General features: G+C 64.2%; 13 protein-coding genes. 12 read left to right on the top strand and 1 reads right to left on the bottom strand.

The window, feature by feature from the left end; genetic code table 11:
• The first annotated feature begins 38 nt into the window (after nt 1-38).
• From BJF92_RS13750 to BJF92_RS13720, 7 genes are all read left to right on the top strand, one after another.
• Nucleotides 39-944 (top strand): PfkB family carbohydrate kinase, encoded by a 906-nt coding sequence (locus tag BJF92_RS13750; RefSeq protein ID WP_075635313.1) that lies wholly within the window; start codon nt 39-41, stop codon nt 942-944.
• Nucleotides 945-1,274: 330 nt separating this feature from the next.
• Nucleotides 1,275-2,546, top strand: a complete 1,272-nt coding sequence (locus tag BJF92_RS13745; RefSeq protein ID WP_075635535.1) for a sugar ABC transporter substrate-binding protein — start codon at nt 1,275-1,277, stop codon at nt 2,544-2,546.
• Nucleotides 2,547-2,610: 64 nt separating this feature from the next.
• The gene (locus BJF92_RS13740) at nt 2,611-3,504 is read left to right on the top strand and encodes a carbohydrate ABC transporter permease (protein WP_075635312.1); all 894 of its coding nucleotides are present in this window, start codon (nt 2,611-2,613) and stop codon (nt 3,502-3,504) included.
• A complete protein-coding gene (locus tag BJF92_RS13735; RefSeq protein WP_078058020.1) occupies nt 3,501-4,397 on the top strand; it encodes a carbohydrate ABC transporter permease in 897 nt (298 codons plus the stop codon). Before BJF92_RS13740 ends, BJF92_RS13735 begins: the two co-directional genes overlap by 4 nt.
• A gap of 182 nt (nt 4,398-4,579) precedes the next feature.
• Nucleotides 4,580-5,686, top strand: a complete 1,107-nt coding sequence (locus BJF92_RS13730; RefSeq protein ID WP_075635311.1) for an ABC transporter ATP-binding protein — start codon at nt 4,580-4,582, stop codon at nt 5,684-5,686.
• 70 nt (nt 5,687-5,756) lie between these two features.
• Nucleotides 5,757-6,695, top strand: coding sequence for an N-acetylglucosamine kinase (locus BJF92_RS13725; RefSeq protein WP_075635310.1), 939 nt, complete (start codon nt 5,757-5,759; stop codon nt 6,693-6,695).
• Nucleotides 6,696-6,847: 152 nt separating this feature from the next.
• The gene (locus BJF92_RS13720; RefSeq protein ID WP_075635309.1) at nt 6,848-7,840 is read left to right on the top strand and encodes an SIS domain-containing protein; all 993 of its coding nucleotides are present in this window, start codon (nt 6,848-6,850) and stop codon (nt 7,838-7,840) included.
• Nucleotides 7,841-7,913: 73 nt separating this feature from the next.
• Here BJF92_RS13720 and BJF92_RS13715 read toward each other — a convergent pair whose 3' ends face one another.
• Nucleotides 7,914-9,143 carry an ROK family protein gene (locus BJF92_RS13715; protein ID WP_245294754.1) on the bottom strand — a complete coding sequence of 410 codons (1,230 nt, stop codon included), beginning with the start codon at nt 9,141-9,143 and terminating at the stop codon, nt 7,914-7,916.
• 241 nt (nt 9,144-9,384) lie between these two features.
• Here BJF92_RS13715 and tauA point away from each other — a divergent pair, with 241 nt between their 5' ends.
• The 5 genes from tauA to BJF92_RS13690 all read left to right on the top strand — a co-directional run bounded on the left by tauA (nt 9,385) and on the right by BJF92_RS13690 (nt 14,008).
• Complete coding sequence (gene tauA / locus BJF92_RS13710; RefSeq protein WP_075635307.1) at nt 9,385-10,398, top strand: taurine ABC transporter substrate-binding protein; 1,014 nt, start codon at nt 9,385-9,387, stop codon at nt 10,396-10,398.
• A 74-nt stretch (nt 10,399-10,472) separates the two neighbouring features.
• Nucleotides 10,473-11,276: a taurine ABC transporter ATP-binding protein gene (locus tag BJF92_RS13705; protein ID WP_075635306.1), complete on the top strand. Its 804-nt coding sequence runs from the start codon at nt 10,473-10,475 to the stop codon at nt 11,274-11,276.
• A 2-nt stretch (nt 11,277-11,278) separates the two neighbouring features.
• Nucleotides 11,279-12,154: an ABC transporter permease subunit gene (locus tag BJF92_RS13700; RefSeq protein WP_075635533.1), complete on the top strand. Its 876-nt coding sequence runs from the start codon at nt 11,279-11,281 to the stop codon at nt 12,152-12,154.
• Between the two features lie 50 nt (nt 12,155-12,204).
• Nucleotides 12,205-13,014, top strand: a complete 810-nt coding sequence (locus BJF92_RS13695) for a phosphate/phosphite/phosphonate ABC transporter substrate-binding protein (RefSeq protein ID WP_075635305.1) — start codon at nt 12,205-12,207, stop codon at nt 13,012-13,014.
• Nucleotides 13,015-13,063: 49 nt separating this feature from the next.
• A complete protein-coding gene (locus tag BJF92_RS13690) occupies nt 13,064-14,008 on the top strand; it encodes a fatty acid desaturase (protein ID WP_075635304.1) in 945 nt (314 codons plus the stop codon).
• The last annotated feature ends 18 nt before the right edge of the window (nt 14,009-14,026 follow it).

The following is a 14,026-nucleotide window of genomic DNA, read 5'->3' as shown; positions in this document are numbered from 1 at the left end:
GAGAACGTTCTCAGTTTTCATCTCAGGAGAGCTTGCCGATGCCGCGCCCTGCCAGAATCCTAGCTTTCGGCGACAATGTCGTTGATTGCTACCGCGACCAGAACCTGATGTTTCCCGGTGGGAACTGCGTCAATCATGCCGTTTTCGCCCGCCGCGCCGGCGCCGAAACCGCCTATGCCGGCGCCGTCTGCGATGATGATGCCGGACGCCTGATCCGCCAGGCGCTTGTCGAGGAAGGTGTCGATATCACGTCTCTGCGGATGGAAACGGGGCAGACGGCCTATTGCGTGATCGAGACGCAGGATGGGGATCGCCAGTTTGTCGGCGCCAATCTCGGCGTCTCGATCATCGCACCGTCACAGGCGGACATCGCCAGGCTTTCCGCGTTCGACGCCGTCCACACCGGCCGGTCGAGCCACATCGACGCCTGGCTGCCGCGCTTTGCCGGGGCGACCAAGATTTCCTATGATTTCGCCACCGTTCACGATCCCGAGCGGATCGCCCAGGTCGCGCCCCATTGCTTCCTGATCGCATTTTCCGCCGGCGGAACGTCGCGCAAGGAGGCGCTCGCGCTTGCCGAGAGAGCCCGAGCAGCCGGCGCCCGCTGGAGCCTCGTGACGCGCGGCATCGAAGGCGCGCTTCTTGCGGGCCCATGCGGGATCGTCGAAGCGCCTGCCAGGCCTGTCGATGCCTTGGATACGCTCGGGGCCGGCGACACCTACATCGCGAATGTTCTCGTCGGCCTGCTGAATGCGCTCGAGCCCGCCGCAATCCTGAAGAAGGCTGCGGACGCCGCCGCCCAGACCTGCCTGATGCGCGGCGCCTTCGGCCATCCCGCCCCCATGCAGATCGACCTTTCAACGATGATGAGCCTTGAAGAGGTCTACCGCACGACCCGCCCCGCAGCGGGGCCGGACGAGATGCTGCCGCGCCGCCTGGCGTAGCGGACGGGGAGCCGGCCCCAAGTCTTCCGTAGCATTGGCCTTTGGCTTTCGCAGCCTCATGAGGACGGGCGGAGCGGCGGCTCCGTCCGCGCCGTCACGCTCCTCGCGGCGCAGCGTGCGCCATGCCCGGCGCCGCTGTTTTGCCCGTTCGCAAGCCGCCCTGCTGATCTATCCAGCAATGATCTTTCGCCATCGGCGTCGGGAAATCTGGCCCTGCCCCGCCGAAACCGGTTGCGCCTTCGAGTTTGTTTGTTAAATTGCCTAACAATAAGAGGACACCCGCGAAAGGGCGCCTTGTGGAACAGCAAACTGCATCGGGAGACGATCATCATGTTTTTGAAAGCCAGCTTCTCCATCGCACCGGTCCTGGCCGGCATGCTCGTGACGACGGGCGTTGCTCACGCCCAGGAGAACGTCGTTCTGGAATACTGGGTCTATTCGGATTTCGCGCAGGGCGAGGCGCTGAAGCTCCAACAGACATTTATCAATGAGTTCGTGGCCAAGCATCCGGGCGTGACGATCAACATCGCCGGCAAGGGTGATGATGATCTCCTCTCCGGGCAGATTGCCGGCGCTGCCAGCGGAACCGGCCCTGACGTGTTCATGAACTCGACCTCCGCCGGCTCCTCCCTCGTCGAGGCCGGCGCGCTGAAGAACATCTATGCCGAGTGGATGGCGACGCCGGAGAGCTTCCGCGCTCAGTTCAACAAGGACCTGATCGCGATGTGCACGCCGAAGCCAGAGACGATGTACTGCATCCCCTACACCGGCTACGGCTCCCTGATGTTTCGAAATCTGACCGTTCTCGAGAAGGCCGGCGTCGACACCAAGGCGCCGATCAGGGACTGGGCCGATTGGCTGTCGCAGATGGAAAAGGTGAAGGCTTCAGGCAAGTACGGCGTGCCCGACATGGCGCAAAACTGGGCGTCCTTCCTCAACATCTACTCCGGCGTTGCCGAGGCCAGCGAGTGGGGTGCCGATTTCGACACCAAGAAGACGCTGATCAATCCGGAAAAATATGCCAAGGCGGCCGATTTCCTGCAGAAGCTGAAGCCGTTTTCCACCGGCACCAATGTCAATGATCAGGCCACGCGCGACCTTTTCATCAGCAACGAGCTTGCCTTCTACGTCAACGGCCCCTGGGTCAATCCGCCCCTGGAGCAGGCCGCCAAGGCGTCCGGCCTCAAATATGACTGGGTCATGGTGCCCGGCGCCACCGAAGGCAAGAAGGCTGGCGTGCAGGGCTACGAGTTCATCGGTGTCGCGCCCAAGGCCAATGCCAAGCTCGCCTTCGAGTTTGCAGCCTTCGTGACCGAAAAGCAGCAGATGATCCGCTGGGCTGCGGCGCTCGGCCGCTATAACAGCAATGTGGAATCGCTGGCGGATCCGTCCGTTTCCGGTAACCCGCTTCTGGCGGCCACGGCGCAATCCGCCAGGACCGCCTTGTACAACAAGCCGCCCTTCTTCCTCGGCACCTTCCCCAACAGCTACTGGTCGGCCATCACTGACAACGCATCGGCCGTGGCCGACGGTCAGATGACCCCGGACGAGGCGGCCGCCGACCTTGTCGAGGAACTGAACGAGATCCTTGCGGACGACTGAGCCGTCGCGCCTTCCCGGCAGCGGGTTCGCCCGCTGCCACGGACCTCGCCCTGAAGGACATGCCATGTCATCGAAAACGACGCGCAGCATCGCGCATTACCTGATGCTGTCTCCCTTCATGCTGCTCTTCGCAGTGTTCTTTCTCTATCCGATCGTCAGCGGCTTCTTCTATTCGTTCTTCGAATGGAATGCGGCGCAGAGCTCGCAATTCGTCGGGCTTGCCAACTACACCAAGGTCTTTACATCGCGCAGCTTCGAGAAGGCGACCTGGAACCTGCTCGTCTATGTGTCGATCACCGTGCCGCTCGGTATTTTCGTTGCCCTGGGGCTGGCCCTGCTGGTCGACAGTTTCAGCGGCTTCTGGGCAAAATTCTTCCGCAGTGCCTTCTTCATCCCCGTGGTCATGCCGCTCTTCCTGGCCGCCACAATCTGGCGCTGGATCTACGCCCCGAACTTCGGCCTGATGAACACCGTGCTCTCCTGGTTCGGCATGCCCTCCGTCCAGTTCCTCACTGACACCGGCACCATGCTCTATGCCATGATCGCCGTGGATATCTGGGTTTCCGCCGGCTTCAACATGGTCATTCTCCTGGCGGGGCTGAAGAACGTTCCGCGCCACTACTACGAGGCGGCGCGTCTCGACGGAGCAAGCACGTTCCAGCAGATCGTCCATGTCACGCTTCCTTCCATCCGGCCCGTCCTGTTCTTCGTCATCACCTATGGCCTGATTTCAGCGCTTCAGGTCTTCGATATTCCCTGGCTGCTGACGGGCTCGTCCTTTGCGGAATATGGCGGCCGCGCCAACACCCTGCTCTTCCCCGTCATGGACATGATGGGCCGCGGCTTCGGCAGCGTTCGTTTTGGACAGGCTTCCGCCTACGGCTTCATGCTGACCATTCTGATCGTCTGCGTGACCGCCGTGATGTTCGCCCTGCGCAAAAGATTTGGTGACGCATGAGCACGATCGATACTTCCGCCCAAACCACGTCTTTCTCGCCCGCCCTTAGCGAAGCCCGCAGACGATCGCCATCCTTTGCCACGGTGCTGAAATGGATCCTGGCGGTCTGCATCGCCATCGTTGCCGTCTTTCCGATCTGGTGGATGTTCAACGTCGTGTTTTCCGAACCGGGCGTCCCGATTTCCATCAACCCCCGCCTCTATCCGACATCGCTCGGCGCCGGGCTGAACAACATCCTGATCATCTTCACCGAAACCGATTACCTGCGGGCCTACTACGTCTCCGTGATGTACACCCTGCTGACGATTGCCGGCATCCTTCTGTTCTCGTCGATGGCGGCATTCGAATTCGCGCAGTTCGAGTTTCCCGGCAAAAAGCTCCTCTTTGGCATCGTCATGCTGTCCCTGATGGTGCCGACGGCGGTGACGATCATCCCGACCTATCTGCTGACGGTGCAGCTGGGATGGCTGAACACCATGCAGGGCCTCATCGTGCCGGGGCTGGCGTCCGCCTTCGGCCTCTTCATGCTCATCCAGTTCATGAAGAACATTCCTTCGGAAATGATCGAGGCGGCCAGGCTCGATGGTGCCAACCACTTCCAGATCTACTGGCACGTGGCCCTGCCGCTGTCGAAAAACGCGCTGATCACGCTCGCCATCCTCACCTTCATGAAGACCTGGGGAAACTATATCTGGCCGCTGATCGTCGCGCCGAGCCCGCACATGTACACGGTCGGCCAGGTCGTCGGGCTGTTCAACGCGCCCTACTCCCACACCACGGTCGACATCGTCATGACGGCCAACCTGCTCGCAGCCGTGCCGCCGCTCGTCTTCTTCCTGATCTTCCAGCGTCAGATCGTCGAAGGCATCGCCCATTCCGGCACCAAGGGCTAGGCGCTGCGCGCCTCGGGCATCGGACTGACCGTCACACGCAGTCCGATGGCCCGGCATTTTGTTTTTGCATCGGGTTTTTGCCGAAAACCGGAAACCGCCTTTCGCGCCGATGGTCAGCCGACACCGCTCCTTTCTGACCGCAGCCAGCTGCGGCGCGACCAGCCATGAACAGGGTTACCGCCATGTCCAGCTTACAAGTCAAAAATGCCGCCAAGGCCTATGGCACCGTCCAGGTTCTGAACGACATCAATCTCAATATAGCGAGCGGCGAGTTCGTCGTCTTCGTCGGCCCTTCGGGCTGCGGGAAATCGACGTTGCTGCGCATGATTTCCGGGCTCGAGGATATCACCTCAGGCGAAATGCGCCTGGACGATCGCGTCATAAACGATGTCGATCCGGCAAAGCGGGGCATCGCCATGGTGTTCCAGTCCTATGCCCTCTATCCGCATCTGACCGTCTTCGAGAATATGGCCTTCAGCCTCACCATGGCGCGCGCGCCGATGGCCGAGCGCAAGCAGAAGGTGGAGCGCGCCGCGGAAATCCTGCGGCTGACGCATCTGCTCGACCGTCGTCCGGCGCAGCTTTCGGGTGGCCAGAAGCAGCGCGTCGCCATTGGCCGCGCCATCGTTCGTCAGCCGAAGATCTTCCTGTTTGACGAACCGCTGTCCAATCTGGATGCCGAACTGCGCGTGCAGATGCGCGCCGAACTCATCCAGCTTCATTCCCGGCTGCGCGCCACGATGATCTACGTCACCCATGACCAGGTCGAAGCCATGACGCTTGCCGACAAGATCGTCGTGCTCAATGGCGGCAAGATCCAGCAGGTCGGCCGCCCCCTCGACCTCTATGACGATCCGGACAACAAGTTCGTCGCCGGCTTCATCGGCACGCCGACCATGAACTTTCTCTCCGCGCAGGTCACCGAGGTAGCGCAGGATCATGTTGTCGTCACCGGGCTCGGCGGAGACCCGGAGGCCCGCTTCCTTCGCATTCCGTTCAAAGGCTTCGATCCGTCGATCCGCACGGTCGAACTGGGCATCCGGCCGGAACATGCGACGATAGCAACCGCTCCCGCGACCCCCGCCGGCCTTCGGGCCAAGGTCACGCTGGTGGAGGAGCTGGGAGACCTCACCTCCGTCCATACGGTTCTGACGAACGGCGAGAGGCTGGTCGCCCAGAGCCACGGGCGGCGGCATCAGGGCGCCATGGAGACATCCGTTCACATCGCGGCGGACAAGGCGCTGGTGTTTGACACGTCCGGCAGGCGCCTGCGGTCGGCCGCCCTCTGACGGTGCGGCGCCAGGGTCAGGACCACAGGGCCTCCCCTCATCACATGAACAGACTTTCTGGAGACTACCCATGAACGGGATCACCGTCGGGATCGATATCGGTGGGACGAAAACGCACCTGCGCGCCTATGACCCGGCAGGTCATGCCGATGATCTGGTCGTGCCCAGTGTCGAATGGCGGCTGCGGGACTGGACCGGGGACGCGCGCGCCCTCCTGGCCTTTGCCGAGAAGCTGGCAGCGGGCCGGCCGATCCGCGCCATCGCCGTCGGTGCGCATGGCTGCGACAACCAGGAGGAATGCGACGCATTCGAAGCCGGATTTCGCGCGGTGACCACCATCCCCGTGACGGTGGTCAACGATGCCGAGCTGATCCCAGCCTCGATCGGCGCGATCAACGGGATCGGCGTTGTCGCCGGAACGGGCTCGATCGCGGTGACGCGCAATGCCGACGGCCGGATGCTTGCCGCCGGCGGCTGGGGCTGGGTCATCGGGGACGAAGGCAGTGCCGCGGGGCTCGTGCGCGAGGCCGGGCGTGCCATTAGCCGCTATCTGGATTGCGGCGGCTCTCGCGACGAGCCGCTGGTCCGGGCGCTTTTTGCCGCCCTCGACATCGACAATCCAGCCCGGATCGGCAGTCAGGTCGCCAATGCGGGCGGTGCCGCGGCCCTCGGGCGTCATGCATCGGTGATCTTCGATGCCGCGTCCGCGGGCTCGGCAATCGCGCAGACCGTGATCGACGAGGGGGCGACAGCGCTTGTGGATCTCGTCGAGCGCCTGAAAATGCTGGGTGCCGAAGCGCGCAGCGTTGTCGCCGGCGGCGGCGTGATCGTAGCACAGTCGCGCCTGGCCGATGCCTTCCTGAAGGCCATGGACGCCCGCTTCGGCGCCTCTCTCTCCGTTTCGATCTATCCCGGCCCGCCTGTCGAAGGCGCCTGCAACATCGCCAAGGCGCTTGCAGCCGCCATGCCTCGCCCCGCCGCCCCCGAACGGGCCGGCCGGACAGCCTAGAGCACCGGACTGAAGAACCAGACGCAGTCTGCTGTTCTACAGATCTGTTTTTGCATCGGATTTTCCCGAAAATCGGTTCCGACTTTTCGCTCCGATGCCCCAACCCACGCCGGCCGCAGGAGGCCGGTATCTCCCAACCGAAAGGACTTCCGGTGAGCTACAGAGCCACAATCGCCCGCCAGCCCGACTCCCTGCGCGACAGCATCGCCGCTGCGAGCGCCGATCTCGAGCAGATCGACATCTCCCCCCTTCAGAAAGGCCTGATCGGCATTACCGGGATCGGTGCGAGCTTTGCCGCAGCGACGGTGGTGGCAGGCGAGTTCCAGCGCATCGGCAGACGCGCGCATGCGGTTCGGGCCGTCGATTTGATACACGGCGGCGACATGGCGGACAGCATCCTTGCGATGTCGGCCGGCGGCCGCAGCATCGAGCCGGTTTCCGCCATCAAGGCGCACCCCGGCCGCCCCTCCTTCGGGATCACGAAGGACGGCAACAATCCGCTGTCTTCGGCCGTGAACGCGCATATCCATTTTGCCAGTGGATCGGATGCGACGCCATCGAGCACCGGCTACACCGGCACGCTCGTGGCTGCAGGCCTTCTGGCAGATAAGGTCGCCGGAGCCGCTTCGCTCGACTGGGCCACGCTTCCCGCGCTTGCGGCCGAGGTTCTGGAAAATGCGGGCACCCGGATGGAGGCCGCCGCCGCAATCTTTGCGGATCGGCGGGCGATCGACTGCGTCGGTGCCGGCTCCTCGTTCGGAACGGCCGATGGCGCGTCCCTCCTGATTCGGGAAGCGGCACGCATTCCCGCAGGTCCCTCCGATACGCTCCACTATCTGCATGGACCGATGGAGCCGATGGACGCTTCCACGGGCGTCGTCATCATCGGCGATGGACGTGAAATCAAGCTGGCACAGGATATGGCCGCCATCGGCAGCGGCGTGGTGCTGATCACCGCGGAAGATGTGGCGGATGCCGAAAACCTCGTCGTCATCCGGGTTCCAGCGCAGGTCAACCGCATTGCCCGCGGCATTCTCGACATCCTGCCGGCCCAGCTGCTGGCAGCGACCCTTTCGGATGCTGCCGGTCTGACGGATACGAAATTCCGCTACCGGCAGACGGACACCAAGATCCAGGCCGCGTAAACAGCACGGTCCCCGTCATTGACGAGAAGGAGCGGTCATCCGGCCGCTCCTTCGCATGTTCGGACAAAGGAGATCAGCCGTTGACGGTGTCGATCAGATCCGTCTGAGCCCGTGCGGCTGCCAGCTTGCCGATCCCCAGCAGCGTCGCATCCGCACCCAGCGTGCTCGTTTCGATGTCGGTCGAATAGCTCAGTCGCGCGACCTCCTCCCGAACGTAGGGGAGCAACAGCGGCAGGCTTCCGACGCCCCCGCCGAGCACGGCGAAGCCGGGATCGATGACCGCAATGCCGGCGCTCACGAGCCTTCCGATGTCATGGCCATGCCGCCTGATATGCGCCGTTGCCGCCGCGTCGCCTTTGCTCGCCCGGTCGAAGAGATCGACACTGTCGCGCGGGATGTCGTCATCAGGCCAATCCGCCCGCACGCGCGCCATGAAGGCCTCCACCCCGAGATAATCCTCCAGCGTTTCCGGCTGCGGTGTCTCGCTCGCGCTCCAGGGAAACGGGAGATGGCTGACCTCTCCGGCGGCCCCATTGCGGCCACGGATCAACTCGCCGCGCAGCACCATTCCCATGCCGATCTTCAGACCGACCTGCACGAAGGCGAAGTCAGGACGCCCGATGGCAGCACCGTAATTGTACTCGGCGATCGCAGCGCAATTGACGTTGTTTTCCAGAACGAGGGGCACGCCGGCAGGCAGCGAAAACCCGTCGAACGTCAAAATCTCGCGCCCGGGCTGCATGAGCCGGGATTGTCCCGTGACACGGGCGGGCACGGCCACACCGACCGCGCGCAGCGGGCCCCAATCCGGTGCGGCAGCGCTCAGTGCCTTGCTGATTGCCTGGTCGACCATGCGGCTGATCTCGGCACTCATATGGCGTTGCCCTGAAGACAGCGCGTAGGTCCCGGCCAGAAGCAGGCGTCCGTCCAGATAGGCCACGCGATACCGAATGACCGTCGAGCCCGCGTCGACAGCGATCGTATGGCCCGCGCCTTTGCCAATCTGGTAGATCGCGGCGGTGCGGCCGGTATGGCCCTGCGCTTGCCCGATCACCTCGACATAGTCGAATCTGCTCAATTCGGCCATCGCCGCAGACAATGTCGGACGTGACAGATTGAGGTCTTCACACAATTGTGGACGTGTCGCCTGGCCGACGGCGATCAGGCGTTTGAAGACGGCGCGTGCGCTCGAGGTGAACGTTGCCGGACTGGTTACAGGCTCTCGAACTAGGGACACGGCGTCATCTTTCCTGCGATCGGTTGCCGCTTTTACCGGAGAGGGTCCCTGTTGGTAAAGCTGCAAAACAAACCAGGCCAGGCCAGGCTGGCGGCACGGACTTTGCCGTCGTGTCGCAAGACGATCTCGGTCAATTTGTCCGCCATCTCAACGAGCAGCCGCGCTGCTTGCGGATTTTCCTGCCTTCAAATGCCGATAATTTAGAAAGAACAGCCTGAAGAAGGCGGAGCTCAGGCCTGCTCATATCTCCATTAAATTGATCGATTACATAAATTTATAGCAGGAAATTTCAAATGGAGGCACGCTGATGACCCTGTTTTCCCGACGCGCTGTGACGCTTCTTCTCAGCGCCGCAGCACTTCTTGCGCCGCTTGCGGCAACGCCCGCCTGGAGCGCCGAGACCACGATCAATATCGGTTACCAGCCGATCGTCGAGCCCTCCCGCGTGCCCCAGGCCGATGGCACTTATGAGAAGGCCACCAAGGCGAAGATCAATTGGAAGAAGTTCGATGGCGGGGCGGATGTGATCGCGGCCATCGCCTCGGGCTCGCTCGATATCGGCTATGTCGGCTCCTCGCCGCTCGCCGCCGCCGCAAGCCGGCAACTGCCGATCGAGACCATCGCACTCGTCGGCCTGATCAGCGAGGCGGAAGCGCTGGCCGTGCGGAACATCGCCAAGCCTGAGGATCTCGCCGGCAAGAAGATCGCGACGCCCTTCGTCTCCACCGCGCATTACAGCCTGCTGACGGCGCTCAAGCACTGGAACATCGATCCGAAGTCGGTCGAGATCCTCAACCTGCGGCCGCCGGAAATCGCCGCCGCCTGGTCGCGTGGCGATATTGACGGCGCCTATGTCTGGGATCCGGTGCTCTCGCAGATCAAGAAGACCGGAACGGTTCTCGCGACCTCGGCCGATGTGGCGAACTGGGGCGGCCCGACCTTCGATGCCTGGATCGTCAGCAAGAGCTTCGCCGACGCCCATCCCGATCTCGTGGCTGCCTTCGTCAAGGTGACGGGCGATGCCACGGCCGCCTATCGCGCCCATCCCGACGCCTGGTCCGCCACCTCGCCGGAAGCCGAGAAGATCGCCCGCCTGACCGGCGCCAAGCAGGACGAAGTGCCTGCGCTGCTCAAGGGCTATACATTCCCGACGCTGCAGGAGCAGGCCGGCGCCGATCTTCTCGGCGGCGGCACGGTGAAGGCCGTGGCGGCAACCTCCGCCTTCCTCAAGGAGCAGGGCAAGATCCCGGCGACGCTTGACGATTACAGCGCCTATGTCTCGCCGCGCTGGGTGCAGGATGCCGCCAAGCTCTCCTTCTGAGATCAGATACCCATAACCACGACCGGCGGGCAACGGCGCGCCGGTTTTCGGCCTTTGCTTCGGGAACCGCGCCCATGACCAGCCGCCTCACCTTCGACGCCGTCAGCCTCGCCTATCCCGACCGCGATTGCGGCAGTTCCGGCACCCGCGTGCTGGAAGGGATCGATCTGTCCGTGTCGAGCGGCGACTTCGTCGTCGTCATCGGCCGGTCCGGTTCCGGCAAGACGAGCCTGCTCAACCTCGCCGCCGGCTTCCAGCAGCCGACCGCCGGCGCGGTTCTTCTGGATGGCCAGCCGATTTCCGGCCCCGGTGCCGAGCGTGCCGTCGTCTTCCAGGACGATGCGCTCTATCCCTGGCTCAACGCCCGCGACAACATCGCCTTTCCGCTGGCGCTGAAAGGGGTGGCCAAGGATGCGCGCCGCAAGGCGGCCGAGGAACTGTTGGCACGCGTCGGCCTTGCCGGGTCTGGCGACCGGCGCATCTGGGAGCTGTCGGGCGGCATGCGCCAGCGTGTGGGCATCGCCCGGGCACTGGCGGCCGAGCCGCGCTTTCTCCTGCTCGACGAGCCCCTCGGCGCGCTCGACGCGCTGACGCGATCCAAGCTGCAACTCTTCCTGCTCGACATCTGGAAGACGAGCGGGGCCGGCGCGCTGCTGATCACCCACAGCATCGACGAGGCACTGCTGCTCGCCACCCGCATCGTCGTGCTGCAGCCGGCGCCCGGCCGCATCGGCGCCATTCTCGACAGCGGCTTTGCCGGCGAGATTCTCTCCGGCGCGGACCCGCGCAAGGTGCGCCAGTCCGTGCTCTTCCGCAGCATGCATGACGGGCTGACCGCGCTCATCCATGACAACGCCCATGAGGAGCTTGCCGCATGACCATGCTCGCCGAAAGCTACAGCGCAGCAGACACCCGGAAAGCCGATCGCGCGGGAGCGGAGCAACCGGCGCCACGCCCGGCAGCCGGCGCCCGGAGCGGCCTGCGCGTGCCGACGCTCGCCATCTCGCTCCTGACCGGCGCAGCGCTCATCGCCAGCTGGTGGCTTGCTGCCGCACTTGCCGTCGTCTCGCCGGTCTTCCTTCCCTCCCCGGCGGCCGTGGCCACCTCCTTCTGGAGCCTCGTCACCACGGGCTTCGTCGATTCCACCCTTCTGCAACACCTCGCGGCAAGCCTCGGGCGTGTGCTCGCAGCCCTTGCCGCAGCCCTCGTCATCGGCGTACCGGTCGGCCTGCTGATCGCCATCAGCCGCGTCGGCCGCGGCATTCTCGATCCCATCGTCGAGTTTCTGCGCCCGCTGCCGCCGTTGGCCTATCTGCCGCTGATCATCATCTGGGTCGGCATCGGCGAGGCCTCGAAGGTGACGGTGATCGCGCTGTCCATGCTGCCGCCGATCATCCTGTCGACCAGCGCCGGTGTGCGCGGCGTGCCCCGGGACTTCGTCAATGCTGCCCGCGCCTTCGGGGCGACGCGCAGGCAGCTTCTGGCCCGCGTGCTGCTGCCGGCCGCCCTGCCCTCGATCCTCACCGGCATGCGCATCGCGCTCGGCACCGGCTGGTCGACGCTGGTGGCGGCTGAACTCGTAGCGGCCACGCGCGGCCTCGGTTTCATGATCCAGTCGGCCGCCCAGTTCCTCGTGACAGACATCGTGATCGCCGGCATCCTGGTCATCGCTGCCGTCGCCTTCGCGCTTGAATGGCTGGCCCGCTTCATCGAGCGGCGCTTCGTGCCCTGGGCCGATCCGGGGCGCAACCGTTGAGCCAGCCTGCCGTGCTATACCGGGCTTGACATCGAAGAGGGAGGGCCCCGTTGCCTGTCGCAAGCCTCGCAATGTATGCCGCGCCGGAACCGGTGGCTGCCGCCAATGCCGCCTGGTGGGCCGATCTGCGCGCGAGGCTGGTCGCAACAGGCGTGACCGCCCTGCCGGAAACGCTGGACACCGATCTTGGCTATGACGAGGCCTGGCACCGGCCCGATCTCGTTCTCGCGCAGGCCTGCGGCTATCCCTATGTCAATAAGCTCCAAGGCCGGGTGCGCCTGGTGGCAACACCCTGCTACGCTTATGAAGGCTGCTACGGCCCCTTTTCCGGCAGCCTTATCGTGGTGCGTAGAGATGCGGCCTTCGGCGACATCGGCGCGCTTTTCGGCTCGCGGGTGGCGATCAACGGGAAAGACAGCAATTCCGGCATGAATCTGCTCCGGCTGATGATCGCACCCCATGCGATCAAGGGCCGCTTCTTCTCCGCCTGCCTGGAAACGGGTGGGCACCGGGCAAGCCTTGCCGCCGTCGCCGGCAACAGGGCAGATATCGCGGCGATCGACACGGTCACCTTCGGACATCTCCGCCGCTTTGCACCGGAAGAGGTCGCCAATGTGCGGATCCTCGCGCGCACGCCGATCGGCCCGGGTCTGCCGCTGATCACGCGGGGATCGGCGTCCGACGCCTTTGTCGCCGCGCTGCGCCAGGCGCTGCGTCAGTTCGTGGACGATCCGTCCACGGCGGATCTGCGCGAGACGCTGGCGATCCGGGATTTCGCCCTTCTCGATGACAGCCACTACGAGAGGCTGCGCGACTTCGAGCGCGAGGCGCAACGGCTCGGTTATCCTGAAATTGCATAGAATGACAGAAAGAGCAACCACAGCGAGAGGCAGGAAAGGCAGACGCTGGATGACGGGGACAGAGATACAACCATTACACGGCCAGACGGTTGCCCCCATCGAGTGGCCGACCGTCGCGCTCGCAGGTGTCATTTATGGCGGCTATCTGGCCGTGACGTGGTGGTGGGCCTCCCTGCCGCTTCCCTTGGTGATCGTCGCCGGCGCCTGGCTGATCGCCTGGCACGGGTCGCTTCAGCACGAGGTGATGCATGGTCATCCCACCCGTCTGCGCTGGATCAATGATGGCCTCGGCTGGCCGCCGCTTTCGCTCTGGCTGCCCTATGCGCTTTACCGCGAAAGCCACATGCTGCACCACCGCGACGAGTTTCTGACGGACCCGATCGAAGATCCGGAATCCTCCTACTTCACCCGCCAGGCCTGGGAAAGACTGGGCGCCACCGGCCGCCGGCTCGCTTCCTGGAACACGACGCTGCTGGGCCGCCTCACCATCGGCCCTGCGGTGATGATCCTGGCATTTCTGGCGCAGGAGGCGATGCAGTTGCGCAAGGGCGATCGCGCGCGTTTGCTTCTCTGGCTGCGCCACGGCGCCGGAGTCGCCATCGTCCTGGTCTGGGTGGTCGCAATCTGCGGCATGCCGCTCTGGCTTTACCTGCTCGGCTTCGTTTATGGCGGCGCCTCGCTCAGCAGGATCCGCTCCTATGCCGAGCATCGCTATGCCGATCACCATGAGGAGCGCACGGCCATCGTCGAGAACAGCCCCTTTCTGGGGCTCCTGTTCCTGCACAACAATCTTCATGTGCTGCATCATCGCCGGCCGGGCATTCCCTGGTATCGCCTCCCCGCGCTCTACAGGCGCGACAGGCAGGCCCTGATCGCCCTCAATGGCGGCCTTCTGTACAATGGCTATGGCGATATCTTTCGCCGCTATCTGGTGACGCCGCATGACGAGCCGCGCCACCCCTTGTACCTGGAGAACGCCGCGAAGGACCGATAGGGCGCGTTGTCTTCGAGT

Source organism: Xaviernesmea rhizosphaerae (assembly GCF_001938945.1).
In the GTDB taxonomy this organism is placed as follows: Bacteria; Pseudomonadota; Alphaproteobacteria; order Rhizobiales; family Rhizobiaceae; genus Xaviernesmea; species Xaviernesmea rhizosphaerae.
This window is presented reverse-complemented; position numbering and strand designations above follow the sequence as displayed.

Coding starts and splice junctions, on each gene's coding strand:
- BJF92_RS13700 (WP_075635533.1), top strand. CDS start 11,279: ATGCTCGCCGAAAGCTACAGCGCAGCAGACACCCGGAAAGCCGATCGC.
- tauA (WP_075635307.1), top strand. CDS start 9,385: ATGACCCTGTTTTCCCGACGCGCTGTGACGCTTCTTCTCAGCGCCGCA.
- BJF92_RS13725 (WP_075635310.1), top strand. CDS start 5,757: ATGAACGGGATCACCGTCGGGATCGATATCGGTGGGACGAAAACGCAC.
- BJF92_RS13745 (WP_075635535.1), top strand. CDS start 1,275: ATGTTTTTGAAAGCCAGCTTCTCCATCGCACCGGTCCTGGCCGGCATG.
- BJF92_RS13750 (WP_075635313.1), top strand. CDS start 39: ATGCCGCGCCCTGCCAGAATCCTAGCTTTCGGCGACAATGTCGTTGAT.
- BJF92_RS13740 (WP_075635312.1), top strand. CDS start 2,611: ATGTCATCGAAAACGACGCGCAGCATCGCGCATTACCTGATGCTGTCT.
- BJF92_RS13705 (WP_075635306.1), top strand. CDS start 10,473: ATGACCAGCCGCCTCACCTTCGACGCCGTCAGCCTCGCCTATCCCGAC.
- BJF92_RS13690 (WP_075635304.1), top strand. CDS start 13,064: ATGACGGGGACAGAGATACAACCATTACACGGCCAGACGGTTGCCCCC.
- BJF92_RS13730 (WP_075635311.1), top strand. CDS start 4,580: ATGTCCAGCTTACAAGTCAAAAATGCCGCCAAGGCCTATGGCACCGTC.
- BJF92_RS13735 (WP_078058020.1), top strand. CDS start 3,501: ATGAGCACGATCGATACTTCCGCCCAAACCACGTCTTTCTCGCCCGCC.